The sequence below is a fragment of the Nocardia araoensis NBRC 100135 genome, assembly GCF_000308435.1.
Taxonomy (GTDB): domain Bacteria; phylum Actinomycetota; class Actinomycetes; order Mycobacteriales; family Mycobacteriaceae; genus Nocardia; species Nocardia araoensis.
On sequence record NZ_BAFR01000203.1, the window covers coordinates 22301 to 47980 of the forward strand.

The window sequence follows — 25680 nt, forward strand, 5'->3', positions numbered from 1 at the left end:
GTCGAGATCGCCTGCCGCGCTGCGTCATCCCGGCCGATGTGGTAGCCGTTACTGGTCCACGATGTCGCTGGCCAGCCAGCGACCGTCCACCTTCTGCATGTGCAGGACCACGGGACCCGAGACGCTCTGCTGCGCCACGCCGTCCTTGGTGGCACTCACCACCAAATTGACGATCAGCTCCGCGCGATCGTCGGTGAGCAATGTCACAGCAATCGGGTCCGCTTTCGCATCGGCACTGGTCTGCGCCTGCTTGACCGCCGAAATGGTGGTGGCGGCGTACTTGTCCAGATCGGCGAGCATCTTCCCGGTGAGCACCTGCTTCGCGGTGTCCCGGTAGCCGTCGATGTTCTTCACGTCATAGGCGTAGACGGTCCGCAACGCGTTGTCGGCGGCCGCGCGCACCTCTTGGGTGGCCTCGTTGTCCACGTAGGCCCGATTCGAGGTGTCCACGCCGGGCCGCTGCGCTGCGAGCCACGCGAAACCGCCCAGCAGGAGCGCGGCGATCAGCAGGACCGCGGTGACGCCCCAGCGGGGGCGTCCGGCCTCGGGCCGCCGCGAACGGTCCGCGCCGCGCGAAACGATCTTGCGCCATCGCGACGCACCCGCAGGGCGCTGTTCGGCGCGGGGGGTCTCCGATTCCGTTGCGGGCCGGGAAACGCCCGCCACGCGCGGTTTGCGGGCCGCAGCGGGCCGTTCGGCGCGCGCCGCGGTACGGGACGGTTCCGTGGGCCTGCGCTTGGAGGTGACCCGGTTGACCGGTCGGCGAGACGTCATGGGTGTCCTCCTACGATCCCGGCTTCGGCGCGGCGGGCGGCTGCGCGGCGGGTCCGCCGCTGAGCAACACCGGCTGGCTGAGCGAGGAGATCTGCTCGGCCTTCCACACCTCGCCGTCCTTGGTCAGGTCGACGGTCCAGGTGTAGCGGTAGTCGGCGGGCGGCTTGTCCTTGCCCTTCTCGGTGACCTGTAGCACGACCAGCGCGGAGGCCTTGTCCTCCTCGCTGTTGAGCGAGGTGAGCGCGGCGCCGAGCACCTTCGATGTCATCCCGACCTCACTCTGCCGCGCCATCTGCTCGGCCTGATCCTTGTTCTTCGTGGCCGAGTCCAGCAGCGCGCCGGTCATCGAGGATCGGGCCAGCGCCAGCGAGCCCGGCACGTCGTCCAGGTTCATCGAGGTCATGTTGAGCGCGGCTTGGCGAGCGGCGTCCAGCGCGGTGTCCCTGGCCTCCGCGCGCGGGCCGTCGGTGAGCGCGGCCCGCACCCAGCCCGCGCCGAACCATGCGGCGCCGATCAATGCGATCACCAGCAGCACGGCGGAGCAGACGAAGGCCACGCGGCCGAGCACGGACGCACCACCGGGGCGCTCGGGCTCGGCGGTCACGTCGGCGGCCTTCCGATCCTCGGACTTCGCGGCCGGCGTCCGCGCCGCCGTCGTCACGGTGTCGGGCGCGTCCTGCGCCGCCGCGTCGGACCGCTTGGTCAGATCGGCGGTCACGACAGCGCCTCGCCGTCGGTCGGCTCGGTCGCGCTCCACGGCATGCCCGTGGTTCGCTCGCTCCAGTCACTCACGCGAGACACCCTAACGTCATTGCTCCTGGTCACCGCTTCGGCGTGACCCCCAGCAGGGTCGACAGCTGCACGGCCACCGGAGTCAGGTTCAGCTTTTCCGGATCGGTTTTGGGGTTGGAGTCCCAGGGCTGGACGATGGCCGGATCGGCGAGCTCGGCTCGCTCGCCACCCCGGACGGCGGTCGGATTACCGAACGGCACAAGACATTTGGCGTCCTTGTTGAACGGGAACTCGTCGCGCGTGTCGTCGAAGTTCGGGTTCTGCGCCTTCATCTGTTCGAGGATCCGATGCGTGCCCTCGTAGCCCACGGTACAGGCGGGCGGATTGTTGGTCTCGAGCACCAGGCCGAAGTGGCTGGTCCCGTCGCCGGGCGCGGTGGAGGAACCGCCGATCGACAGCTGCGGGAGCATCTGCAGCAGCGGCTTGATCGCGTAGAACTTCGGCGAGATCGCCTGTAGCAACAGCCGCAGGTTGGACAGGTCCTGGGTGAGCGAGCCGCCGCTCTGCTCGAGCAGCGCGCCGATCTGCTCGCCCGCGTCGGTTCCGGTGCCGATGAGCCTGCGCACGTCGGGGTCGCTGGAACGCAACTGGGCGGTGAGCTTGTCCAGGCCGTCGCTGAATTCCCGGATGGCGGTGGACTGCTCGGCCTGTGTGCCGAGGGCGATACGGCCGTCACGGACCAGCTGGATGGTCTGCGGCAGCGTCGCGTGGAAGGTCTCGGTGAATTTGTTCAGCGAGTCGATCAGCACCTGCAGGTCGTCGCCCTTGCCGTCGAACGCCTTGCCCAATTCGCGCACCGTCGTGTTGAGGGCGTGCAGGTCCACCGAGCTCGCGAAGGTGTCCACGCTGGACACCAGCTCCTCCACCGATACCGGCAGGGTCGCCGAGGTGATCACGGAGTTGTCCCGCAGGTACGGGCCCGCCTCGGAATCGGGTTGCAGGTCCACGTACTGCTCACCGATCGCGGACCGGTTGGCGACCACGGCTTTGGCCGACGCCGGGATCTGCGGCGCGTTCGAATCGATGACGAGGTTCATCACCACGCCCTCGCCGGTGAGTTCCAGCTCACCGACCCGGCCGACCGGGACGCCGCGGTAGGTCACCTCGGCGCCCTTGTAGATGCCGCCGGTCTGCGCCGCGCGCAGCTTCACCGTGTACTGGTTGAGCCCGAACATGTGGTCGAGCCGGATGTACTTGCCACCGACGTACACGACGCCGAGCACCGCGATGACCACGAACGCGATGAGCTGCCACCGCACCAGACGCGTCATCGCGGACCACTCCCTACGCCGAGTTGCTCGAGGATCGCCCCGACCGGACCGGGCACGCCGGGCGCGGGCGGCTGCGCCATCAGCGGCGGCAGCGGCAGGATCGACACCGTCGGCCAACCCGGACGCGGGCCGTTGCCGTTGTAGTACGGATTGGTCGGGTTCACCGGCACGGGCGGACCGACCGGCGGGATGTACACCGGGTCGGGTTTGCCGACACCGAGGTTGCTGAGCGTGACGCCGATCTGCTGATCGACCGACAACCACGTGTTCACGCTGCCGCCGAAGGTGCTCTCCAGCGCCGAGTCGGGGAACGGGTAGGTCGGGATCAACGGAACCGCGGTGACCAGATCCGGCGCCGACCGGCCCAGCTCCTGCAGCGTGGGCCGCAGCGAGGTCAGGTCACGGATCAGGTCGTCCTTCGCGGTGTTCAACACGTCGAAGCCGGCTTCGCCGAGCCGGTCCAGCTGGGCGAGCAGGGCGACCAACTGCGGACGCTGCTCTTCCAGGATCTTGATGCCCTTGGGCAGCTCGTCGAGGATCTTGCCGATCTGATCGGTCTGCTTGCTCACCCGGCTGCTGAGCACGTCGAGGCCGTCCAGCGCGCGGGTGATGTCGTCCACCTGCTGGTTCAGGCCGTCGATCAGCGTGTTCGCCTGCTCGATCAACGAGCGCACCCGGTCCTCACGGCCGCCGATGGTCTTGTTCAGCTCGGTGACGATCGGCTGCAACTGCGCGACGCCGCCGCCGTTGAGCAGCAGTGACAGCGCGCCGAGCACCTGCTCGACCTCGGTGGCGTGCCGGGTGCGGTCGACCGGGATGACCGAGCCGTCGGCCAGCCGCTTGGGTTCCGGATCGGCCGCGGGCTTGGAGAGCTCGATGAACTTCTCACCGAGCAGGTTCGACTGCCGGACCTCGGCCCGCGCGTTCGCGGGCAGGTTCACCGCCGAGTTGACCACCGTGCGCACCGTGGCCGTCCACTGATCCTTGCCGATGCTGATCTTCTCGACCCGGCCGACCGGCACGCCCTCGACCTTCACCGCCGACTGCGGCACGAGGTCGAGGACATCGTCGAACTGGATGTCGATGTGCATCGGATGCTCGCCCACATCGGCGCCGCCGGGCAGCGGCACGCTGTAGATGCCGTCGGAGGCGCACGACGTGATCAGCGCGCCGGTCAGGCCGAGCGCCAGCGCCGCGCCGAAACCGCGTGCGAGCGAACGGATTCGAGTGCTCATCGCGCCCCTCCCTGCGACGGCGGAAGCCGGTCCGACGGCGTGCCGGGCACCGTGCCCGGCACCGGGTCGCGCTGCTGGTTTTCGCCGCTGAGGATGCCGAACGGCAGGTTCAGCGTCGGGGTCTGCACCCCGGCGGTGATCTGGTCGGTGATGTCCTTGCAGTGGTCGAGGACCGGCCGCATCTGCCTGCCGAGCGCCTCGAACTTGGGATCGCCCGGCATCAGCTTGGACAGGTCGAGCATCTTGCACACCACCCCGAACGGGTCCTGCAGTTCCGGGAAGTTCGCGCGCATGTCGAGGGTCCCCGATTCGGCGTTGTGCACGTTGATCAGGTTGCTCAACGCCAGCGGCAGGACCGGCAGCAGCGCGGCCACGTCGTTGCGCTGATCGGACAGCGTCTTGGTGAGCTGGGTCAGTTTGTCGGCGTTGCTCGCGATCAGGTCCCGGTTGTCGTCGATGAAGCGGGCGACGTCACCCAGCGCGATCGACAGCAGATTCAGTGCCGCGCCGAGATCCTGCCGCTCGTCGGCGAGGAACGTCGACAGGTCGGCCAGTTGGGTGTTGAACTGCCGGACCTGCTGGTCGTTCTGGGCCAGCATGGTGATGAAGGCCTGCAGGTTCTTGACCGTGTCGAAGATGTCGCCGCGTGCGTCCGACAGGTAGCGGGCCGCCCTGGACAGCTGGGTGAGACTGTTGGCCAGGGCCTCGCCGTTGCCCGACAGGTTCGCCGCGCCGGTGCGCACCAGTTCGTTCACCGCTCCCTGGGCGTTGGCTCCGTTGGGCCCCAGCGCGTCGGAGAGTTCGGTGATGCTCTTGTACAGCTGGTCGACTTCCACGGGCGTCGCCGTACGCTCGCGCGGGATGGTCGCGTTGCGCGCCATCTTCGGGCCGCCGGTGTAGACCGGGGTGAGCTGGATGTAGCGGTCCGACACGATGGACGGCGTGATCTGGGCGGCTCGCGCGTCCGCGGGCACGTCGAATTTGCGGTCCACGCTCATCACGATCTTGACCTGATCGCCCTGCGGCTCCACCGAATCCACCGAGCCGACCGGCACGCCGAGAATGCGTACGTCCGAACCCTCGTAGATGCCGACCGAGCGATCGAAATACGCGGTGATCTTGGTGGTGGTCAGCCGGTTGAACAGCCACCACAGCACCACCGCCACCAGTACGGCGAGCACGACCACCAGCGCGATGCCCACCTTGGCGCCACGGCTGGAGCCGCGCACCGCACCGACCGGATCGCTACGCCAGTTGTCCGCCACGTCAGTTACCTCCCAAAGTGCGGATCGGCTGACGGTAGCCGGGAATTTCGGGCAGTGCGGGCGGCACCACGTTGACGATCACCGCGTCGAACCAGCGTCCGGTACCGAGCACGCTGGCGTAGAGGCTGTAGAACGGCGCCGCGAGTTCCAGCGTCTTCGAGACGTTCTGCTGGTTGTCGTTCAGCAGATCGATGGCGGCGCGCAGGTTCTTCAGCGCGGGTCCGATCTGCTCCTCGTTGTCGTGCACGAGCGCGCTCAACTCCGCGGAAACCGTCTTGGCCCCCGACAGCAACTGCTTGATGGACTGCTGGCGGATGTTGAGTTCGGCGAGCAACTGGCCGCCGTTGGCGAGCAGCCGCTCGAACTGGGCGTTGCGGTCGGCGAGGATCTGCGTGGTCTGCCTGGTCGCGGCGAACAGCTTCTTCAACTCCTGATCGCGTTTGGCCAGCGTCTCCGACAGCCGGGCGACGCCGTCGATGGAGCCGCGGATCTCCGGCGGCGTCGTCTCGAAGGCCTCCGACAGCACCTGCATGCTCTTGGCCAGCTGCGCCGTGTCGATCTGATCGATGGTGCGCGCGGCGTCGGTGAACGCGTCCACGACGTCGTACGGGGACACCGTGCGCGAGAGCGGGATCCGGGAACTGGGATCGGCCGGCTTCGAGCCTCTCGGATCGAGTGCCAGGTACTTCTGGCCGAGCAGCGTCTTGATCTGAATCGACGCGGTGGTCTCGTTGCCGATCCAGGTGTCCTTGGTGCGGAAGTCCACGACCACGCGGTCACCGTCGAGCCGGACGTCGGACACCGAACCGACCTTGACGCCCGCCACCCGGACCTCGTTGCCCTTCTTCAGGCCCGCCGCCTCGCGGAATTCCGCGGTGTACTTGGTCCCCGCGCCGATGATCGGCAGCTGATCCAGGAAGAACGCCGACACCGTCACCAACAGCACGACGGCGATGCCGAGCGCGCCGAGGAACGCCGGGCTGCGCTTGCCGAGCAGAATGCGATCCTCCATCAGCGAGCCTTCCCATGGCAGCGCGGCGCGGCGTTGGTGTATATCGGCTGGTTGATCGTCGGCAGTCCGGCGGGCAGGTTGAGCTGCGGCGCGTCGACGGCGCCCGGTCCGACGACGATGTCGATGCCGCACAGATAGAACTGGAACCAGGAGCCGTAACTCGCGGCGCGCCCGAGCTTCTCCATCTTGAGCGGCAGGTTGGTCAGCGCGTCGTTCACCTCGTCTCGGCGCTCGTCGAGCGTGCCGGTCAACTGGCTCAGGCCCGCGATCGACCCTTGCAACGTCGGACGCACCGGGACGAGCAGGTCCGAGGTCGCCGAGGTCAGGTTGGCCAGCGAGGTCACCGAGCGTCCGATCGTGTCGCGATCGGCGTTGAGGCCGCTGATCAGCGCCTCGGTGTTCACGATCAACTGATCGAACTGATCGTCGCGCTGGTTGACGGTGTCCAGCACGGCGGTCAGATTGCGGGTCAGCTCACCGATCACGGCGTCCTTGTCGGCGATCTTGTTGGTCAGGTTCGCCGTGGTCGCGACCAGATCGTGGATGGTGCCCTGCTCGCCCTGGAAGACCTGGATGATCTCGAAGGACAGCTTGTTCACATCATCGGCGGTCAGCGTGCGGAACAGCGGCCGGAAGCCGTTGAACAGCGTGGTCAGGTTCAGCGCGGGCCTGGTGCGCTCGAGCGGGATGGTGCCGCCCTCGTTCAGCTTCTTGCCCTGCTCCCCGGTCCCCTGCTCCAGCGCGATGTAGCGCTGGCCGACCAAGTTGCGGTACTTGATCGTCGCGGTGGTCGACGCGGGAAGCCAATCCCGGTCGGTGAGCTCGAATTTCACTTCGGCCAGGCGCTTGTCGACGATCGATACAGCGGTGACCTTGCCGACCCGGACGCCCGCGATGCGGACTTCGTCACCGGGATTGAGTGAGGTGACGTCGGTGAACCTGGCCTTGAACTTCGTGCCGCCACCGCTGTAGTTGGCGATGGACAGCGCCAGCACCGTGGTCACGAACAAGGTCACCACGACGAAGACGATCAGTTTGGTCAGCGGGCCGCCAAGGCCGCGCAACTGCTGCTTCATCGCACGCTCACCTCGCTTCCGCGGAACGCGGGCGCGCCGACCCTGGTCACCCAGCCGGGCACCTGATCGGGGGCGACACCGTTGGCCGCGCCGTAGATCGCGCCGAGCGACTGCTGCTCCATCGGCGAACCGGCGATCGTCGGCATCTTGCTCGCCGGGTGGACGCCGAACTGCGGTGGCTCCAGATGACCGGTCTGCTGATCACCGGGGTTGCGACTCGGGACGGCGTAGGAGCCGTCGTTGTTCGGGCCGCCGGTGTACTGGCCGGGATCGACGCCCAACGGCATCTCGGGGATGCACCACGGCCCCCTGGTGTCCAGCCAGCGCGGTTCGTCCTGATTGGGCAGGTACTTGCCGCGGGTGTTGGTCAGCTCGATGCTCACTCGGGAACCCGGGTTGTCGGTGCCCTTGCCGAAGATCCGGTCGATGCGCGGCTTCAGCTGCGCGAAGTTCGCCAGCGCGCAGGCGTAGTTCGGCGAGTAGTAGGCCAGCTGCTCCAGCGCGGGACGGGAGTCGGCGGCCACGTCGACGATGTTGTCGCGGTTGGCGATCAGGAACTCGGTGGTGGTGGCCGAGGTCGGTGTCAACGTCGCGTACAGGGCGTCGATGTCGGTGCGCCGCTGCACGATCGTCGCGTTGGTGGTGCGCAGGTTGTCCAGGGCCTCGATCAGCTGAGGCGCCGCGTCGGAGTAGGTGGCCGCCACCTCGGCGAAACTGCGCAGGTCGGCCCGCAGGTCCGGAAGCACCACGTTGACCTGGCGGAAGATGTCGTCGAGCTTGTCCACGGTCTGGCCCAGCGCGGTGCCCTGCCCGGACAGCGCCTGCGACAGCGCGCCCAGCGTGGCCGCGAGATCCTGCGGCGGGATGGCCTGTAGCAAGGGCAGCACGTCGTCGAGCAGTTTGCTCAACTCGATGGCGTTGCCGCTGACGTCCTGATGCAGCGTCACGCCGTCGGTCAGATGCTGCGGGCTTCGGTCCTCCGGGATCACCAGGTCCACATACCGTTCGCCGAACAGCGTCTTGGGTAGCAGGCGCGCGGTCGCGTTGATCGGGATCTGCTGCGCCTTGTTCGGGTCGATGGCCAGGTTCAAGGTCACCTCGCCGCCTTCGGAACTGCTCGAGCGCACCTCGCCGACGGTGATGCCGCGCACCTTCACGTCCGCGTTGCGGGTCAGGGCGTTGCCCACGCTGTCGGTGATCAGATCGACGTGCACCGTCTTCACGAATTGCTTGTTGTAGATCGCCACGGTGGTCCACAGGAACAGCGCGACCACGACGAAGAACGCGATCCCCAGCGCCCGAGTACGTAGCTTCGCGGTCGAGCGCCAGGTCTGGGTGCGGCTCATCCGGCCACCCGAACCGTGGTGGTGGTGCCCCAGATCGCGAGGCTGAGGAAGAAGTCGAGCACGTTCACCAGCACGATCGCGGCGCGGACCGCGCGGCCGACCGCCACGCCGACGCCCGCGGGCCCGCCGGTGGCGTGGAACCCGTAGTAGCAGTGCACCATGATGATCACGAACGCGAAGACCAGCACCTTGAGGAACGAATAGAGCACGTCCTCCGGTGGCAGGAACAAACTGAAGTAATGGTCGTAGGACCCGCTGGATTGCCCGTTGAACCAGATGCTGATCGTCCGCGAGGCGATGAACGTGCCGAGCAACCCGACGATGTAGAGCGGGATCACCGCGAGGAACCCGGCGATCACCCGGCTGGTCACCAGGAACGGCACGCCGGGCACCGCCATCACCTCCAGCGCGTCGATCTCCTCGGAGATCCGCATGGCGCCCAGCTGCGCGGTGAAACCGCAACCGACCGTCGCGGAGAGCGCGAGCGCGGCGACCAACGGCGCGATCTCACGGGTGTTGATGTACGCGGTGAGGAAGCCGGTGAGCACCGAGCTGCCGAGCGCGTCGAGCGCCTTGAAGCCCTGCAGGCCGACGACGACGCCGACGGAGCCGGACATGAACACGATGACGCCGATGGTGCCGCCGATGACCGCCAGCGCGCCGGTGCCGAAGGTGACCTCGGCGAGCAGCCGCATGACTTCCTTGCGGTAGTGCACCGCGGTCCGCGGGATCCACGCGATGGCCCGCGTGTAGAACGACATCTGCTCGCCCGCGCGATCGATGACATTGAGCGGCATGCGGGCGACTTCACCGACCCGGCGCATGGACTTGGCGACCGGGCTTCGGTACGACGTGGCCATCTGTCAGGCACCCTTGGCCGGGACGACCTGTAGGTACACCATGGTCAGGATGAGGTTCACGAAGAACAGCACCATGAACGTGATCACCACGGATTGGTTCACCGCGTCACCGACTCCTTTCGGGCCTCCCTTGGGATGCAGCCCCTTGTACGCGGCGATGACGCCGGCGAGTAGACCGAATATCGCCGCCTTGATCTCACCGATCCACAGGTCGGGCAGCTGGGCGAGGGCGGAGAACGACGCCAGGTAGGCGCCGGGGGTACCGCCCTGCAGCAACACGTTGAAGAAGTACCCGCCCGCGATGCCGACCACCGAGACCAGGCCGTTGAGCAGCAGCGCAACCAGCATCATGCCGAGTACGCGCGGCACCACCAGCTTTCGCACCGGATCGATGCCGAGCACTTCCATCGCGTCGATCTCCTCGCGGATGGTGCGCGAGCCGAGATCGGCGGCCACGGCCGACCCGGCCGCGCCCGCGATGATCAGGGCCGTCACGACGGGAGCCGCCTGCTGGACGGTTGCCAGCACACTGGTCGCGCCGGTGAAGGATTCCGCGCCGAGTTGCTTGATCAACGAGCCGGTCTGCAATGCCACGACCGCGCCGAACGGAATCGCGACCAGAGCGCTGGGCAGGATCGAGACACTCGCGATGAACCACGACTGCTCGATGAACTCCCGCCACTCGAAGGGACGGCGGAATGTCTTCCGCAAAACGTCGAGGAGCAGCGCAAATATGTTGCCGGCCTGGGCAAACCCCGACTCCAGGGGAGTTCGCAATCGCGCCAGGGTCGAATTCACGATCGCAGATGTTACCCGTTAGTTGTGTTGTGTCGCACGGTGGTGTCGAATGAACCACCCTGATAATTAGCCAGGTCGCCGCTGTTGTATGCCATCACCTGCGTATCGTCGTTCTCGGCAAGTGATTCCCGGATCGCGACCTGCGCGGCATGCGGCAGCGTGTGCATGATCTCGCGCACCCGTTCCTTACGCCGCAACACCGCCTGACGCACCGGCATCCCCGGCGTCGCCCGCATCTGCGGGATGATGCCCTCGACCTCCTCGGCGCCACCATGATGGTGCCCGGCGTCCACCAACGCCTGCTCCCGCGCCATCTGCGCCTCGTCCTTCTCCTCCGACATGCCGATCGGCCCGATCATCCGACCGTTGAGGAACTGCTTGACCACCGGCTCCTCCGAGGTCAACAACACCTCCCGCGGACCGAACATCACCAACTGCCGACGGAACAACATCCCGATGTTGTCCGGCACCGTGCGCGCCAAGTTGATGTTGTGGGTCACGATCAGAATCGTCGCGTCGATCTGCGCGTTGATATCGATCAACAACTGCGACAGATACGAGGTACGCACCGGGTCCAGACCCGAGTCCGGCTCGTCCACCAGAATGATCTGCGGATCCAGCACCAACGCCCGCGCCAACCCCGCACGCTTGCGCATACCACCGGAGATCTCACCGGGCAGCTTGCCCTCGGCCCCGAGCAGACCGGTCAGCTCCAGCTTCTCCATCACGATTTTCTTGATCTCGGACTCGCTCTTCTTCGTATGCTCCCGCAACGGGAACGCCACGTTGTCGAACAGATTCATCGACCCGAACAACGCACCGTCCTGGAACAACACGCCGAACAACTTCCGGATCTCGTACAACTCCTTGTTCGAACACGTCGTGATATCCGTGCCATCGATGAAGATCGAACCACGTTCCGGACGCAGCAGGCCGATCAGCGACTTCAAGAACACCGACTTACCGGTACCCGACGGCCCCAGCAACGCACTGACCTCACCCGAAGGCAACGTCAACGACACATCCTGCCAAATGCGCTGGGAACCGAAAGACTTGGTCACACTCTCGGTCCTGACCTCGACGCCCACGCCAACCTCCACAATTCTCAGCGAGCTGCCCACCGGCGAACCGCGCGCTCGGTCATCGCGTCCGTCACGTGTGGGTTCGGTCACTGTAACTCATGGGACAGATCGGGCACACCCCAACCTGACTGCGTAGTAACTCCGCAATCCTTTCGGTATCGGCGATAGCGGCGATATTGCCGAAAACGCAAACGGGCGACCCCCAAAAGGGGATCGCCCGTTCGGCGTGTTCGGTCGTGAATTACTTGACCGAGACCTTGGCGCCGGCCTCTTCCAGCTTCGCCTTGGCGGCCTCGGCGGCATCCTTGGCGACCTTCTCCAGGATCGGCTTCGGGGCGCTCTCGACCAGGTCCTTGGCTTCCTTCAGGCCCAGGCCGGAGACGATCTCGCGGACCACCTTGATGACCTGGATCTTCTTGTCGCCTGCACCCTCGAGGACGACGTCGAACTCGTCCTGCTCCTCGACGGCCTCGGCCGGAGCCGCGGCACCGCCGACGGCGGCGACGGCGACCGGAGCAGCCGCGGTGACCTCGAACTTCTCCTCGAACTTCTTCACGAAGTCCGACAGCTCGAGCAGGGTCATGTTGCCGAAGGTCTCGAGCAGTTCGTCAACGTTGGCCATTGTTGTGTTCCTTTCGGTAGTTGATGTCTATGCGGGCGTGTCGTGCCGCACGGGTCTTACTCGGCGGCCGGTGCGCCTTCTTCGGCCTGCTTCTTCTCCTGCAGCGCGGCGGCCAGGCGGGCCACCTGCGAGGCGGGAGCGTTGAACAGACCGGCGGCCTTGGTGAGGTTGCCCTTGAGCGCGCCCGCCAGCTTGGCCAGCAGCACCTCGCGGGTCTCCAGGTCGGCGATCCGCTCGACCTCGGCCACGGACAGCGGAGCGCCGTCCATGTAGCCGCCCTTGATGATGAGCGCCTTGTTGTCCTTCGCGAAGGTCTTCAGGGCCTTGGCCGCGTTGACCGGCTCACCCGTGATGAAGGTGATCGCGGTCGGCCCGACGAACAGCTCGTCCAGACCTTCCACGCCCGCCTCGGCGGCGGCACGCTTGACCAGGGTGTTCTTGGCGACGGAGTACGTGGCGTCGGCGCCGAGCGCGCGCCGCAGCTCGGTGAGCTTGCCGACCGACAGGCCACGGTATTCCGTGACGACGGTGGCCGTCGAGCTCTTGAACTGCTCCGCGATCTCCTCGACCGCGGTGACCTTCTCGGGTTTTGCCATACTTCGCCTCCTCTCTGATTGGTCGGTTCGTATACGCGAACTACCGATCAGGGGCCGGCGACAAAACAAACGCCCCGAACGCAGAGCGTTCCGGGGCGCAACAGGAAAACCGATCCGGTGCGTATCCGGATCAATTCCCAGCCTCGGCTCTCCCTGCGTGGGCCGCCGGCAATGTCGCCGGACCTTCGACCGAACCCATGCGGGATCGGCGACCAACGGTCTTCGGTAGAACGGATTGGGTAGCGATCGAACTCGTCGATAACTGACATCCAATGTACCTGCATGGGTTCCCATCTGCCAAAACGGGCCCCGGCACACGCCTGATCACAACCGCGCGGCAGCCGAATCGTTGTGCCGCGATCTACATTCCGCGCCGCCCGCCGCGCGGCACCCGATGCCGGGCTGCGCGTCGACGAGCGGTGTTCCTCACGGTGTCGCGCTCGCGGCATGCCGCCCGAGTTCGCGCAGCACGGCCGTGGCGCCGGACCGGAATTCAGGGTCGGCGACCAATCCGTCCGGGCCGACGCTCTCGCGCAGCACGGGCAGCCGTCTGCAGGCATCCGAATGGATGTCGGCTCCGACATAGCCCAGCACGCTGCGCAGAGTCGCGGTCGCGCCGTCACCGCGCCCCACCGGGGCGACCGTGATCCACGCGACCGGCTTGCCGTACAGATCACCGGCGCCGACCGTCCAGTCCAGCAGGTTCTTCAAACTGCCCGGCAAGGTGCCCGCGTACTCGGGCGTGCAGAACAGCACCGCGTCGGCGCGCGAAAGTTGTTCGCGGAGCGCGGCTACGGCTGGATGCGCGGTGCCGTTGTCGTCCGGAACGAAGGCGGGCAGATCCACGAGACCGTCGTACCAGACGGTTTCGACACCATCCGGAGCGATCGACGAGACCGTCCGCAGTGCGGCGGAATTGGTGGAGGCGGCGCGAGTGCTGCCGGAGATCAACAGAACGACGGTCACTTCCACCCCAACCACGCCGTCGCGCGGATTAGTCCGGGAACGCGCAACGGCGGGAACGCATGATGCGTTCCCGCCGTTGTCGCGGCTCGATGCTGCTTACGCGTCCTCTTCGAGGAGGTTGCGGGTGCGGTTCGGGTCCACCGGGATGCCCGGTCCGGTGTTCGTCGAGACCGTCACCTTCTTGACGTAGCGGCCCTTGGCGGTCGACGGCTTGACCCGCAGGATCTCGTCCAGCGCGGCGCCGTAGTTCTCCACCAGCTTGCTGTCGTCGAAGGACGCCTTGCCGATGACGAAGTGCAGGTTGGCCTGCTTGTCGACACGGAAGTTGATCTTGCCGCCCTTGATGTCGTTGACGGCCTTGGTCACGTCGGTGGTGACCGTGCCCGTCTTCGGGTTCGGCATCAGGCCGCGCGGGCCGAGGACACGCGCGATCCGGCCGACCTTGGCCATCTGGTCCGGGGTGGCGATCGCGGCGTCGAAGTCCAGCCAGCCGCCCTGGATCCGCTCGATCAGGTCCTCGGCGCCGACGGCGTCGGCGCCTGCGGCCTCGGCTTCGGCGGCCTTCTCGCCCGCCGCGAACACGATGACGCGGGCGGTCTTACCGGTGCCGTGCGGCAGGTTGACCGTGCCGCGAACCATCTGGTCCGCCTTGCGGGGATCCACACCGAGACGCACGGCGACCTCGACGGTCGCGTCGGTCTTGGTGGTGGCGGTCTCCTTCGCCAGGCGCGCGGCGGCCAGCGGGGAGTAGAGCTTGGTGCGATCGACCTTTTCGGCCGCGGCGAGATACGCCTTGCTTCGTTTTGCCATGATTCTCTGTCCTTATTGATAGTTCAGACGTGGTTATCGGGCCTGGCCGGCCCTCCCACCGGGGAGCGATTCCGCTCAGCCCTCGACGGTGATGCCCATCGAACGCGCGGTACCCGCGATGATCTTGGCCGCCTGATCGAGGTCGTTGGCGTTCAGATCTTCCTGCTTGGTCTTGGCGATCTCGCGCACCTGGTCCATGGTCACCTTGGCGACCTTGTTGCGGTGCGGCTCCGCCGAGCCCTTCTGCACGCCCGCTGCCTTGAGCAGCAGCTTGGCGGCGGGCGGGGTCTTCAGCTTGAAGTCGAACGACCGGTCCTCGTACACCGAGATCTCGACCGGGATGACGTTGCCACGCTGCGACTCGGTCGCGGCGTTGTACGCCTTGCAGAACTCCATGATGTTGACGCCGTGCTGACCGAGCGCGGGGCCGACCGGAGGGGCCGGGTTCGCCTGGCCGGCCTGGATCTGAAGCTTGATGATCCCGGCGAGCTTCTTCTTCTTGGGGGGCATCTTTCTTTCCTAGGTGTTGGTGTCCCTTGCTCTTTGCAAGTCTGGTGCTGCGATCCGCGGCCGAGCGAATTCACCCGGCCACGGACAGAGCCGGTCTAGATCTTCGCGACCTGGGTGAACGCCAGCTCGACCGGGGTCTCGCGGCCGAAGATCGACACGAGCACCTTCAGTTTCTGCTGTTCGGCGTTGACCTCCGAGATGCTGGCGGGCAGCGTCGCGAACGGGCCGTCCATGACGGTTACCGACTCGCCGACCTCGAAGTCGACCTCGATGACCGGCTTCGGCGCGACCTCGCCCGCCGCGGTCTCGGGGGTCGCCGCAGCGGCCGCGGCCGCGGGCTTCTTCTGCTGCTGCGCGGCCGGAACGAGGAACTTCACCACGTCGTCGATGGACAGCGGAGACGGCCGCGAGGTGGCGCCGACGAAGCCGGTGACACCGGGGGTGTTGCGCACCGCGCCCCACGACTCGTCGTTGAGCTCCATGCGGACCAGGATGTAACCGGGCAGCACCTTGCGGTTGACGTGCTTGCGCTGCCCGTTCTTGATCTCGGTGACCTCTTCGGTGGGCACCTCCACCTGGAAGATGTAGTCCTCCAGGTCCAGGTTCTGCACGCGGGTCTCGAGGTTGGCCTTCACCTTGTTCTCGTAGCCGGCGTAGGAGTGGATGACGTACCACTCACCGGGGGCGCGCCGCAGCGCTGCCTTCATCTCGGCGACCGGATCGGCGGGCTCGGCATCGACGGCGGCGGCAGGGGCGGACTCAGCGGGCTCCGATTCCTCGACCGCGGGCTCGTCGGTCGCGAACTCCTCGACGGAGTCGGTGGGCTCGGCCACCGCGTCGTCGGCCGGGAACTTGTCGTGTGTGTCGTTCTCCGGGGTGCTCACTGGGGCACTCGCTTCCTGTGTCGTCACGTACATCCTCTGCGTGCCGGGGCCGGGCGCGCGGCGAAACAACTTCCACCCGTGTCCGCCCCGGGATCGGCTACCGGCGTCGGCGTCGTTCAGCTAGCCGAACAGCCAGTTGACACCCTTGATGAACGCCAGATCCAACCCGCTGATGAACGCGACCATGAAAATCACGAACACCAGAACAACGCTCGTATAGGTGACCATCTGCTTCCGATTGGGCCAGATCACCTTGCGCAGTTCCGCGATGACCTCACGCAGGAACTTGATCAAACGCTTGAACGGATTACCCGACTTCTTGCGTTCGGCCCGATCGGTCGCCTTGGTTGCCTTCCGCGACGGACGGTCGAGCGTGGCGAGAGCGCCCGTGTCGACCTGCGAGGACCCAGTACGAGTCCGCCGCGCGGACCGCTTTCCGCTCGGCCGTGTCGCTGCGGCGGTGTCATCGCCGTCGTCGGCGGCATGTGCGCCGCGGCGAATGTCCCGCTCGTCGCTCACGCCATCTCCTCGCTGCGCTCGGTGCCGTCGTGCGCGATGCGCGCTGTGCCAATGGCTCGCTCGCTACGCTCGCTCACGTCGATCCTCTCTCGTCGCTGGCATCCAGGGCAGGGGCGACAGGACTTGAACCTGCAACCTGCGGTTTTGGAGACCGCTGCTCTGCCAGTTGAGCTACGCCCCTTTGGTCGGACGATGTCGGCCGTCCAACCACTGTTCGATATTCAGTTGTGGCCTGGTGTCACACAACACGCGCGCCGCTCCGGCAGTTGCCGGCCCCGTCGGCGATCCGTCCGGACCGCCTGGAACCAGCCCCTCAGAGCAGCGCGCAGCGGCTGGCGACCCCAGAAACCTGAGTGTACGTTACCGTGCGCGCCATTAGCCAATCCGGGTCGCTGTAGCTGGTCAGGCCAGCTGCACCGTCGCGGTGGCGCGGCCGAAGATCTTCTTCCCCGCCGCCTTCGCCACGATGGCCACGACCGCGGTCCTGGTCTCCGGATCGACCGACTTCACCTTACCGGTGTACTCCACTTCCGCGGCCTCGTCGGAACCGACGTAGACCGGGCTGGTGAAGCGGACGTTGTACTCCTTGATCGCACCCGGGTCGCCGAGCCACGAGGTGACGAAACCGCCACCCAGGCCCATGGTCAGCATGCCGTGCGCGACCACGTTCTCCAGGCCGACCAGCTTCACGACTTCGTCGCTCCAGTGGATCGGGTTGGCGTCACCGGAGACACCCGCGTAGTTCACCAGATCGCCGCGGGTGAGCCGGACGATGCGCGGGGGCAGCTCGTCGCCCACCGAGACGTCCTCGAACCGGATGGCGTGCTTGGTGCGCACACCGTCCGCGGGCGGCACGACCGGCGCGGGCGCCTGGGTCACCGCGAGCGAGCGCGGGCTGTGCCCCGGCGCGTCCTCGCCGATGCCGTGCATGAGCACGTTACGGACGGCGGCGTTGAGGTTCGGGTCGATGTCGCCGCCGCTGCGGCCGACGAGGGTGGTGTAGGTGGTGAGCACCAGTTCGTCGTTCTGCGCGGTGACGATGTTCTTGGTCACGATGATGTCGCCGCCGAAGGCCTGCCGGAACGAGTGCAGGTGGACGTCGCAGGTGAGCTGGTCGCCGACCTTGATCGGGCGATGGAATTCCAGGATCTGGTCGGTCTGCATGATCTGGCTGAGGTCGTAGCCGGTGACGACCTCCTCGAACAATTTGCGCTGAGCGAGAATCCCGACCAGGGAGATGAAGGTGACCGGCGCGAGCAGGTTGTCGTACCCGTACTCCTGCGCCGCGTCCTCGTCCCAGTGCACCGGGTGGTAGTCCTGCACGGCGCGGGCGTATTCACGCACCTTCTCGCGGCCGACCTCGTAGTAGTCGTCGACGCGGTAGTGGTGACCGACCATCGCCGCGGCGTTCGTCGCAGGGTCGAGCGCCTCGCTCGTCTGGACCGCTTCGTCTGTACCGGTGTTGATTGTCACGGGAGGACTGTACCTATCTGACCCCGTCACCCGGAGTCCGCGGAGCGCTCACCACCGCACCCATGCCGTGAAAATGCGTCAGGGCCGGACAGTTGTCCGGCCCTCGCGGTGCCACAGCTCGAGATACCGGGAGGCGACTCCCGGCGCTACACCACGCGGTAGTTCACGCGTGGATGACTAGCGGGATTCGCGATGCGCCCGGTGTGTGCCGCAGTTCGGGCAGAACTTCTTCAACTCCAAGCGATCCGGATCGTTGCGCCGGTTCTTCTTGGTGATGTAGTTGCGGTGCTTGCACTGCTCGCAGGCCAAGGTGATCTTTGGCCGGACATCGGTGGACTTCGCGGCCACGATATGCCTTCTTTCCGGTACCTGATGGGCTTGTATCGGTTGTGGTAGCGATGGCCGGACTTGAACCGGCGACACAACGATTATGAGTCGTTTGCTCTACCGACTGAGCTACACCGCCACGGCGTCGCATTGCCATGGTGCCGAGCCCGCACTACGGGAGCGATGCCGAGTCGGTCACCACCGGCAATCCGGCGAGCCCCCTAACGGAATCGAACCGTTGACCTTTTCCTTACCATGGAAACGCTCTGCCGACTGAGCTAAGGGGGCATGACTACTTCCGCACCGAGCCTCGAACGCTCGACCTCAGCGCGGTGAAGTCTTGAACGAGGTTACACACTCACCGCTCCCACCACCAAACCGCGTGGTCAGAGGGGTCTTTTTCGCCAGAACGAACGCGAAGAACCGCCATTCCCGGCATACCGGCAAGCGTCCACAGCTCACGCTCGCCCGCACACACACCGAACGCAACCACAGGATGGGGGTCCGGGGGGCGAAGCCCCGTCGGGCGGGGCGTGGGGGTTGCACCCCCACAAGACACAAAGTGAGCCCTGTACGCGCTTTCTGCGTACAGGGCTCACTCAGCGAACGACGGTGGCAGGTGTAGGATTCGAACCTACGTAGGCTTTCACCGACAGATTTACAGTCTGCTCCCATTGGCCGCTCGGGCAACCTGCCGTTCGCGCTTTATCGGCGCGCTGAGCAGAATACATCGAACCCGCACCCTGAATGCAAACCGGCTGGCTATCGGCCGTGCGACGCGACTACCCTCGGGTCTCCGGGTAGAACTGACGGTGGCTGGAAGCGTCCGGTTCAGCTCGCCCGTCGGACCGTCAGAACAGGAGCGCAGCGTGGCTGATTCGTCTTTCGATGTTGTGAGCAAGGTCGACCGGCAGGAGGTCGACAACGCCCTGCATCAGGCGGAGAAGGAGCTCAACACCCGCTACGACTTCCGCGGCACCGGCGCGTCGATCGAGTGGTCCGGTGAGGACAAGATCGTGCTCACCGCCGAGGCGGAGGAGCGCGTCAAGGCCGCGCTGGAGGTGTTCAAGGAGAAGCTGATCCGCCGCGACATCTCGCTGAAGGCGTTCGACGCGGGTGAGCCGGTCTCCTCCGGCAAGGTGTACAAGATCACCGGTTCGCTGGTGCAGGGCATCGACTCCGAGCACGCGAAGAAGATCTCCAAGAAGATCAGGGACGAAGGCCCCAAGGGCGTGAAGGCCCAGATCCAGGGCGACGAGTTGCGGGTGAGCAGCAAGAAGCGCGACGATCTGCAGGCCGTCATCGCCCTGCTCAAGGGCGAGGATTTCGGGATCGCGCTGCAGTTCGTCAACTACCGCTGACCGCAGGACGGCAGCGCGACAGGGTCGGTCGCGTGCATCGAGAGGCAGTCGGCGTGTCAACCGAGGAGCAGCCGGGACTCGGCGTGGACGAGGGCATTCGCACATTGCTGCTGCTGATGCCGCGCGTGGTGGGGCGGGCGAAGAAGCTCGGGGTTCCGGACGAGCTGGAATCGTTCTCGCTGGCGCCGCGGCACCTGTCGCTGCTGGCCAACCTGGTGTTCGACGGACCCACCACGGTGACGGACCTGGCCGCCCGGCTCGAGGTGGCGCCGACGACGGTGAGCTTGATGGTCGGCGAGCTCAGCAAGCAGGGTGTGCTCGAACGCGGCGCTGACCCGGACGACCGCAGACGCACCATCGTCGCCATAGCGCCTGCGCACGAGCGATCCGTGCACAAATGGCTCGGCCGCAGCGCTCGAGCCTGGCGCACGGTGCTCGAGCCGCTCACCGCGCAGCAGCGGAAGCTGTTCGTCGATACGTTCCGTGCCTACGAAGACCAGCTGGCCTCGGACGACTGAGACCGCCGGACTCAGTACCGGCGCGGACCGCCCGCCATCTCCTCCAGCCGGGCGATGCGCTCGTTCATCGGCGGATGCGTGGCGAACCAGCGCGCGACCCGCTCACCCGGACGGAACGGGTTGGCGATCATCAGGTGCGACTGCGACGCCAGGCGCGGTTCCGGCGGAAGCGGCGCGGTGTGGACGCCGCGCTCGATCTTCCGCAGTGCGGAGGCCAGGGCCAGCGGATCGCCGGTCAGTTCGGCGCCGGATTGGTCGGCCTGGAATTCGCGCGAGCGCGAGACGGCCAGCTTGATCAGCGTGGCCGCGATCGGGCCGAGCAACGACACCAGCAGCACGGCCAGCACGTTCGGCCCCTCGCCGTTGCGGTTGCCGCCGAACATGGTCGCGTAGACGGCGAGGTTCGCCAGGCCCGAGATGACGGCCGCGAGCGCACCCGCGATCGAGGAGATGAGGATGTCGCGGTTGTAGACGTGCGACAGTTCGTGTCCGAGCACGGCCCGCAATTCCCGCTCGTCGAGCAGTTGCAGGATGCCGCTGGTGCAGCAGACCGCGGCGTGGCGAGGATTGCGTCCGGTGGCGAAGGCGTTGGGCGCGTTCGTGGGGCTGATGTAGAGCCGGGGCATCGGCTGGCGGGCGATGGTGGCCAGCTCACGCACGATCCGGTACATGACGGGGGCCTCCAGCTCACTGACCGGCTGCGCGTGCATGGCCCGCAACGCGATCTTGTCGCTGTTGAAGTACGCGTAGGCGTTCATGCCCACCGCGAGCAGGATCGCGACGATGAGGATCGTCGGGTTGCGGAACAGCGCACCGATGAACACGATCAGGGCCGACAGGCCAACCATCAGCCCGAAGGTCTTCAGACCGTTCGCAAACCCGTGCCCGTGCATACGTCTCCCTTGCCGCTCCCCCGTTCACCGAGTCGCCTTACAGTGGATAAACGATAGAAGCTCCAGGCAAAGTTCCGGTGAATCCGCGCCCAGCCGAAATCAGCCACCCACGGCGGCGTGCGCTCTTTCCACGGTCTCTCTCAACCCACGCGTTCGATGGTGTAGCGGACCAACCGCTCCAGCGCGTCGTTGGCGGGGCCGCCGGGCAGGGCGGACAGCTCGGCGTAGGCGAGGTCGGCGTAGCCCTGGAGCTTCTCCTTGGCCAGCACCATGCCGCGAGAGTCGGCGAGCAGGTCGAGTGCCTCTTTCACCTCGTCGTCGGTCTCCAGCGGACGCGCGAGCAGCTTGCGCAGGCGATCGCCTTCGGCGCCTTCCTCGCGCAGCGCGTACAGCACCGGCAGGGTGTGCACACCTTCGCGCAGGTCGGTGCCAGGGGTCTTGCCGGATTGCTCGGAGGCCGAGGAGATGTCGATGATGTCGTCGGAGATCTGGAAGGCGGTGCCGACCGCGTCGCCGAGGCGGGCCAGTCGCTCGACGTGCTCCGGGTCCGCGCCGGAGAATGTGCCGCCGAAGCGTCCGGCGGCGGCGATGAGCGAACCGGTCTTCTCCCACACCACGCGCAGGTAGTGCTCGACGGGGTCCTGGGATTCGCGGGCGCCCATGGTCTCGCGCATCTGACCGGTGACGAGTTCGGCGAACGTCTCGGCGATGATGCGCACCGCGTCGGGGCCGAGGGTGGAGGTGAGCCGGGACGCGTGCGCGAACAAGTAGTCGCCCGCGAGGATGGCGATGTTGTTTCCCCAGCGGGAGTTGACGCTCGGGGCGCCGCGGCGCATGGGGGCCTCGTCCATCACGTCGTCGTGGTACAGCGTGGCCAGGTGGACGAGCTCGACGACGGTGCCCGCGGTGACCAGAGCGGGATCGGCGGGGCGCGGGCCGAGCTGTCCGGTGAGGATGGTGAAGAGCGGACGGAATCGCTTGCCGCCGGCCTTGGCCAGATGCAGCGCGGCCTCCTGGAGGAATTCCGCACCGTCGGACAGCTCGTCGACCAGGAGTTTCTCCACGTCCGCCAAGCCGTTGCGCACGGCGTCGGCCAGTCCGACGTCGCCGAGGTCGACCCCGGCCACGACCGTGCCTGCGGCGCTCCCGGCTTCGCTGTGCCCGCCGTGCGCCGTGTCCATGATTCGCTCGCTGCGCTCGCTCATGGCCGATGTGCTCATTTCTTCTCCCAGCGATGCGTCCGACCCCACGGTAGAGAACCTAGCGTGTCCGGGTCGGCTGGCCCATGAACACCGTCACTCTGTGGTGGATCGTCTGCTGTCGCACCGCCGCGCTGGTGACCGTCCACGACGCGCGCGCCGCCGCCGTCGACACGGTTGCGACGGCCCTGCGAGTATGGAGCGCATGGGTTCACCCGAAGCGAGTCACGCGCGCGACCAGGACGCGTTGCCCAGCCGGACCGAGGTGCTGGTCGTCGGCGCGGGCCCGGCCGGATCGGCGTCGGCGGCCTGGGCCGCGCGGGCGGGGCGGGACGTGGTGCTGGTCGATTCCGCCGTCTTTCCCAGGGACAAGACCTGCGGAGACGGCCTCACCCCGCGTGCGACCGCCGAGCTGGAGCAACTGGGGCTCGGCGAGTGGGTGCGCGCGCACGTCGTCAACCACGGCCTCCGGATGACCGGCTTCGGCCGCGAGGCGCTGCTGAGCTGGCCGGGCGGTTCCTTCCCGACGTACGGAAGCGCGGTTCCCCGAACCGAACTCGACGACAAGCTGCGCGAGACGGCGGTGAAGTCCGGCGCGCGGATGGTGGACGGGACGAAGGTAATCGATGTCACCCGGGAGGGTGATCGGGTCACGGGTGTGACGGTGCGGACAGCGGACGGCACGCGCACCATCGCCTGCCGGACGCTGGTGGTCGCCGACGGGGTGCGTTCGCCGATCGGGCGGCTGCTCGGCCGCGTCTGGCATCGGCAGTACGCCTACGGCACCGCCGCGCGGGCCTACATCAAGTCCGGCCGCAGCGACGATCAGTGGATCACCTCGCATCTGGAGTTGCGCGACGCCTCCGGCGAACTGGTTCCCGGCTACGGCTGGGTGTTCCCGCTCGGCAACGGCGAGGTGAACATCGGGGTGGGTTCGCTGGCCACGGAACGTCGCCCCGCACACATCGCGTTGAAGCCGCTGCTGGCGCACTACACCGCGCAGCGCACCGAGGAATGGCAATTCGAGGGCTCGCTGCGCGCGGTGGCCTCGGCCCTGCTGCCGATGGGCGGGGCGGTCTCGAACGTCGCGGGACGCAACTGGGTGCTGATCGGCGACGCCGCGGGGTGTGTGAACCCGCTCAACGGCGAAGGCATCGATTACGGCTTGGAGGGCGGCCACATGTTGGCCGAACTGCTGGACGAACCCGACTTCACCACCATCTGGCCGCAGACGCTGCGCGCTCGTTACGGGCGCACGTTCTCGGTAGCCCGGCGGATCGCGGGTCTGGCCACGCACCCGCGCATGGTGCCGCTCGGCGGTCCTCCGGTGATGCGGTCGAAGTACTTGCAGCGCACCGCCGTCCGCGTGATGGGCAATCTGGTGACCGACGAGGACGTCGACCTGACGGCGCGGGCTTGGCGGATGGCGGGCCTGGCGTCGCTGCGCTTCGACGAGCGTCCCCCGTTCGCGTAGGAACTCCGGCGGCGCGATGGGTGAACAACGAGCTCGTGGCTTGCCCGCGCTGTATCTGCTGCCACATCTGCGCCGCGCACGGGACCTGGCGGACCGCCACTACGCCGACCCGCTGAATCTGGACGAACTGGCGGCGGCCGCCGGGGTGTCGAAATACCACTTCCTGCGCGCGTTCGCCGCGGTCTACGGCCGCACGCCGGCCGTGTACCTGGCCGAACGGCGCATCGAGCGCGCACAGGATCTCCTGCGCGCGACCAATCTCACGGTCACCGAGGTGTGCATGCTGGTCGGCTACAGCAGCCTCGGCTCGTTCAGCAGCAAGTTCCGGCAGCTGGTCGGGGTCACACCGTCGGAGTACCAGGCGAAATTCGCCGACGGCGCTCCGCGTATCCCCGGCTGTTTCGTCTTCATGCACGGGCTCTCCGACCGCAAGCCGCCCGGCTGAGCGAACGGCGCAATTTCGGAGAAGCCCGTGCCGGTGCGCCCGCCATAGCCTGGGCCGCATGACGACGATTACGAACGTTTCCCTGGTCACCGTGTACGTCACGGACCAAACCGCCGCGAAAGAGTGGTACGTCGACAAGCTCGGGTTCGTCGAGACCGCCGATGTCATCATGGGCGACAACGGATTCCGCTGGGTGACGGTCGCGCATCCCGCGCACCCGGAACTGGAGATCACGCTGATGGTTCCCGGCCCGCCGCTGGACGAGAACTACGCCGACGCCGTCCGGCGCGCGCTGGCCAACGGCACGCACGGCGCGCTCGGCCTGCGCACCGAGAACTGCCAGAAGACCTTCGAAGAGCTCACCGCCAAGGGGGTGGAGTTCGTGCAGCCGCCCGCCGAACGGCCCTACGGGACCGAGGCGATCATCCGGGACAATTCGGGAAACTGGCTGGTGCTGGTCGAGCCGAAGGAATTCTCGCCGCAGGACTTCGGCTAGGTCGTCGACGTTGCCCCGGTGTGTGCCGGGGCAACGCGCGCTCAGGCGGTCGGCTCGGCGGACAGCCAGTCCTCGATGAATTTGCGTTCGCCGGTGAGCACCCGGTGGTGCAATTGCTCGGCGAGCGGTTCGATCGCGCCGCCGACGAGGGGCACCTTCACCCGCACGGCGCCGACGACCTCGATCTCGGAACCTTCCGCGGTGGAACGGATCTCGTAGGACCCGGACATCTCGGTGTTGATGCCTCCGGTGGTGATCTCGAAGGTGCCTTTGGCGACCTCGCCGACCACCGGCTGCCAATGGTCGATGCGGGAGAAGGTGAGGTCGCTCTTGAGCACCTTGCGGACCAGCGCGGGGACCTTGTCCTCGGGAGCCTTCTCGGTCATGTGGATGCGAATGGTGCCCGCGCCGTCGGGATGCGACAGGTCTACCGCCGCCGTCGGCGACTGGGCGAAGCGGGTCCGCCAGACGTCGTCGGTGATGAGTGCCCGGTGGAGATCTTCGACCGGGACTGTGTACGGCACGGTGAAGCTGAATTTTCGGGACATGGCCGCCACCGTAGCCGAGCCGGTCGGTAGCCTGTGGCGGTGTCGGAAACCAGCCAGTCCACCGGGCGGCCGATCCGCCTGCGACGGGCCGGGATCGGCGTGCTGATCGCCGCGACGGCGGTGAGCGTGCTGGTCGGGCTGCTGGTGCTGGCCGCGTGGCGCAACGACTATCTGATCAGCTCCGACAAGGGCAGCACCACGGCCGAGGTGCTCTCGGCGGGGCGGCTGCGCTCGGCGGTCATGTACGTCACACCGGACGGCGAGACGCACAATCCGAAGGTCGGCGTGCTGTATCCGACCAACTTGACCGCGGGCGAGCGGATTCGTGTGGAGTACCGCCGCAGCGACCCGGACCTGGTGCGGGTGGAGGGCCGTGACGTGCGCGTCGCCATTCCACCCGCGTTGTCGGTGATCGTCGTGGTGTGGCTGGTCGCGCTACCGACCCTGTGGCTGCTTGCCCGCCGCCGTCGAAGATTCCGATAGTTCGCCGGATCTTTCCGTGCTCTTCACTTCGGTGTGGCGGCGTGG

29 protein-coding genes and 4 tRNA genes are annotated in these 25680 nt (G+C 66.9%); 6 read left to right on the forward strand and 27 right to left on the reverse strand.

The annotated features are described in order from the left end of the window. Positions 1-48 precede the first annotated feature (48 nt). The 24 genes from ON21_RS26200 to ON21_RS26315 form a co-directional block, all read right to left on the reverse strand. Positions 49-774, reverse strand: coding sequence for a hypothetical protein (locus tag ON21_RS26200; protein WP_039801992.1), 726 nt, complete (start codon positions 772-774; stop codon positions 49-51). A 10-nt stretch (positions 775-784) separates the two neighbouring features. Continuing rightward, the gene (locus ON21_RS26205; protein WP_245562738.1) at positions 785-1492 is read right to left on the reverse strand and encodes a hypothetical protein; all 708 of its coding nucleotides are present in this window, start codon (positions 1490-1492) and stop codon (positions 785-787) included. Positions 1493-1595: 103 nt separating this feature from the next. Continuing rightward, positions 1596-2837: an MCE family protein gene (locus tag ON21_RS26210; RefSeq protein ID WP_039801994.1), complete on the reverse strand. Its 1242-nt coding sequence runs from the start codon at positions 2835-2837 to the stop codon at positions 1596-1598. Next, positions 2834-4072 (reverse strand): MCE family protein, encoded by a 1239-nt coding sequence (locus ON21_RS26215; RefSeq protein WP_039801996.1) that lies wholly within the window; start codon positions 4070-4072, stop codon positions 2834-2836. Before ON21_RS26215 ends, ON21_RS26210 begins: the two co-directional genes overlap by 4 nt. Beyond that, positions 4069-5301, reverse strand: coding sequence for an MCE family protein (locus ON21_RS26220; RefSeq protein WP_039802056.1), 1233 nt, complete (start codon positions 5299-5301; stop codon positions 4069-4071). The genes ON21_RS26215 and ON21_RS26220 overlap by 4 nt, the downstream gene beginning before the upstream one ends. A 37-nt stretch (positions 5302-5338) precedes the next feature. Further along, positions 5339-6349 (reverse strand): MCE family protein, encoded by a 1011-nt coding sequence (locus ON21_RS26225; RefSeq protein WP_039801998.1) that lies wholly within the window; start codon positions 6347-6349, stop codon positions 5339-5341. Beyond that, the gene (locus ON21_RS26230) at positions 6349-7425 is read right to left on the reverse strand and encodes an MCE family protein (RefSeq protein ID WP_174372208.1); all 1077 of its coding nucleotides are present in this window, start codon (positions 7423-7425) and stop codon (positions 6349-6351) included. Before ON21_RS26230 ends, ON21_RS26225 begins: the two co-directional genes overlap by 1 nt. Beyond that, positions 7422-8771: an MCE family protein gene (locus ON21_RS26235; RefSeq protein WP_039802000.1), complete on the reverse strand. Its 1350-nt coding sequence runs from the start codon at positions 8769-8771 to the stop codon at positions 7422-7424. Before ON21_RS26235 ends, ON21_RS26230 begins: the two co-directional genes overlap by 4 nt. Beyond that, complete coding sequence (locus ON21_RS26240) at positions 8768-9631, reverse strand: MlaE family ABC transporter permease (protein WP_051021362.1); 864 nt, start codon at positions 9629-9631, stop codon at positions 8768-8770. The genes ON21_RS26235 and ON21_RS26240 overlap by 4 nt, the downstream gene beginning before the upstream one ends. A gap of 3 nt (positions 9632-9634) precedes the next feature. Beyond that, positions 9635-10429: an MlaE family ABC transporter permease gene (locus ON21_RS26245; RefSeq protein ID WP_051021363.1), complete on the reverse strand. Its 795-nt coding sequence runs from the start codon at positions 10427-10429 to the stop codon at positions 9635-9637. Between the two features lie 11 nt (positions 10430-10440). Continuing rightward, positions 10441-11517 carry an ABC transporter ATP-binding protein gene (locus ON21_RS26250; protein WP_051021364.1) on the reverse strand — a complete coding sequence of 359 codons (1077 nt, stop codon included), beginning with the start codon at positions 11515-11517 and terminating at the stop codon, positions 10441-10443. Between the two features lie 235 nt (positions 11518-11752). Next, positions 11753-12133, reverse strand: a complete 381-nt coding sequence (gene rplL, locus ON21_RS26255) for a 50S ribosomal protein L7/L12 (RefSeq protein ID WP_039802004.1) — start codon at positions 12131-12133, stop codon at positions 11753-11755. 56 nt (positions 12134-12189) lie between these two features. Then, entirely contained in the window at positions 12190-12729 is a 540-nt protein-coding gene (gene rplJ, locus ON21_RS26260; protein ID WP_039802005.1) for a 50S ribosomal protein L10, read from the reverse strand. Positions 12730-13155: 426 nt separating this feature from the next. Further along, positions 13156-13695 carry an NADPH-dependent FMN reductase gene (locus ON21_RS26265; RefSeq protein ID WP_039802064.1) on the reverse strand — a complete coding sequence of 180 codons (540 nt, stop codon included), beginning with the start codon at positions 13693-13695 and terminating at the stop codon, positions 13156-13158. A 96-nt stretch (positions 13696-13791) separates the two neighbouring features. Next, positions 13792-14505 carry a 50S ribosomal protein L1 gene (rplA, locus tag ON21_RS26270; RefSeq protein WP_039802007.1) on the reverse strand — a complete coding sequence of 238 codons (714 nt, stop codon included), beginning with the start codon at positions 14503-14505 and terminating at the stop codon, positions 13792-13794. Positions 14506-14580: 75 nt separating this feature from the next. Beyond that, positions 14581-15015 carry a 50S ribosomal protein L11 gene (rplK, locus tag ON21_RS26275; protein WP_039802009.1) on the reverse strand — a complete coding sequence of 145 codons (435 nt, stop codon included), beginning with the start codon at positions 15013-15015 and terminating at the stop codon, positions 14581-14583. Positions 15016-15110: 95 nt separating this feature from the next. After that, positions 15111-15899: a transcription termination/antitermination protein NusG gene (nusG, locus tag ON21_RS26280; RefSeq protein WP_039802011.1), complete on the reverse strand. Its 789-nt coding sequence runs from the start codon at positions 15897-15899 to the stop codon at positions 15111-15113. A 120-nt stretch (positions 15900-16019) separates the two neighbouring features. After that, positions 16020-16418 carry a preprotein translocase subunit SecE gene (secE, locus tag ON21_RS26285; protein WP_039802013.1) on the reverse strand — a complete coding sequence of 133 codons (399 nt, stop codon included), beginning with the start codon at positions 16416-16418 and terminating at the stop codon, positions 16020-16022. A 108-nt stretch (positions 16419-16526) separates the two neighbouring features. Next, positions 16527-16599, reverse strand: a tRNA-Trp gene (locus tag ON21_RS26290). Between the two features lie 221 nt (positions 16600-16820). Next, positions 16821-17885, reverse strand: coding sequence for a fused (3R)-hydroxyacyl-ACP dehydratase subunits HadA/HadB (locus ON21_RS26295; protein ID WP_039802066.1), 1065 nt, complete (start codon positions 17883-17885; stop codon positions 16821-16823). 183 nt (positions 17886-18068) lie between these two features. Further along, positions 18069-18239 carry a 50S ribosomal protein L33 gene (gene rpmG, locus ON21_RS26300; protein WP_011211653.1) on the reverse strand — a complete coding sequence of 57 codons (171 nt, stop codon included), beginning with the start codon at positions 18237-18239 and terminating at the stop codon, positions 18069-18071. A 42-nt stretch (positions 18240-18281) separates the two neighbouring features. Continuing rightward, positions 18282-18357: transfer RNA gene (locus tag ON21_RS26305), tRNA-Met, on the reverse strand. A gap of 76 nt (positions 18358-18433) precedes the next feature. Next, positions 18434-18506, reverse strand: a tRNA-Thr gene (locus ON21_RS26310). Positions 18507-18831: 325 nt separating this feature from the next. Next, a tRNA-Tyr gene (locus ON21_RS26315) sits at positions 18832-18914 on the reverse strand. A gap of 173 nt (positions 18915-19087) precedes the next feature. Between ON21_RS26315 and ON21_RS26320 the strand changes: the two genes are divergently transcribed. Together ON21_RS26320 and ON21_RS40650 are read left to right on the forward strand one after the other, a co-directional pair. Further along, on the forward strand, positions 19088-19579 hold the full coding sequence (locus ON21_RS26320) for a YajQ family cyclic di-GMP-binding protein (protein ID WP_039802015.1): 492 nt from the start codon (positions 19088-19090) through the stop codon (positions 19577-19579). A 53-nt stretch (positions 19580-19632) separates the two neighbouring features. Then, positions 19633-20097, forward strand: a complete 465-nt coding sequence (locus tag ON21_RS40650) for a MarR family winged helix-turn-helix transcriptional regulator (protein ID WP_039802017.1) — start codon at positions 19633-19635, stop codon at positions 20095-20097. 11 nt (positions 20098-20108) lie between these two features. Here ON21_RS40650 and htpX read toward each other — a convergent pair whose 3' ends face one another. Both htpX and ON21_RS26335 read right to left on the reverse strand, forming a co-directional pair. Beyond that, positions 20109-20990: a zinc metalloprotease HtpX gene (gene htpX / locus ON21_RS26330; protein WP_039802019.1), complete on the reverse strand. Its 882-nt coding sequence runs from the start codon at positions 20988-20990 to the stop codon at positions 20109-20111. Positions 20991-21130: 140 nt separating this feature from the next. Further along, positions 21131-22171, reverse strand: a complete 1041-nt coding sequence (locus ON21_RS26335) for a polyprenyl synthetase family protein (protein WP_051021367.1) — start codon at positions 22169-22171, stop codon at positions 21131-21133. 223 nt (positions 22172-22394) lie between these two features. Here ON21_RS26335 and ON21_RS26340 point away from each other — a divergent pair, with 223 nt between their 5' ends. The 3 genes from ON21_RS26340 to ON21_RS26350 are packed head-to-tail and all read left to right on the forward strand — an operon-like array spanning position 22395 to position 24604. Next, positions 22395-23663, forward strand: coding sequence for a geranylgeranyl reductase family protein (locus tag ON21_RS26340; RefSeq protein WP_039802070.1), 1269 nt, complete (start codon positions 22395-22397; stop codon positions 23661-23663). Positions 23664-23679: 16 nt separating this feature from the next. After that, complete coding sequence (locus ON21_RS26345) at positions 23680-24108, forward strand: helix-turn-helix domain-containing protein (protein WP_039802021.1); 429 nt, start codon at positions 23680-23682, stop codon at positions 24106-24108. A gap of 58 nt (positions 24109-24166) precedes the next feature. Continuing rightward, positions 24167-24604: a VOC family protein gene (locus ON21_RS26350; protein WP_039802023.1), complete on the forward strand. Its 438-nt coding sequence runs from the start codon at positions 24167-24169 to the stop codon at positions 24602-24604. 41 nt (positions 24605-24645) lie between these two features. On the opposite strand, the gene ON21_RS26355 is transcribed toward ON21_RS26350, so the two are convergent. Continuing rightward, the gene (locus ON21_RS26355) at positions 24646-25152 is read right to left on the reverse strand and encodes a DUF2505 domain-containing protein (RefSeq protein ID WP_039802025.1); all 507 of its coding nucleotides are present in this window, start codon (positions 25150-25152) and stop codon (positions 24646-24648) included. A gap of 39 nt (positions 25153-25191) precedes the next feature. On the opposite strand from ON21_RS26355, the gene ON21_RS26360 reads away from it, so the two are divergent. Further along, positions 25192-25635: a DUF3592 domain-containing protein gene (locus ON21_RS26360; protein WP_083880907.1), complete on the forward strand. Its 444-nt coding sequence runs from the start codon at positions 25192-25194 to the stop codon at positions 25633-25635. The last annotated feature ends 45 nt before the right edge of the window (positions 25636-25680 follow it).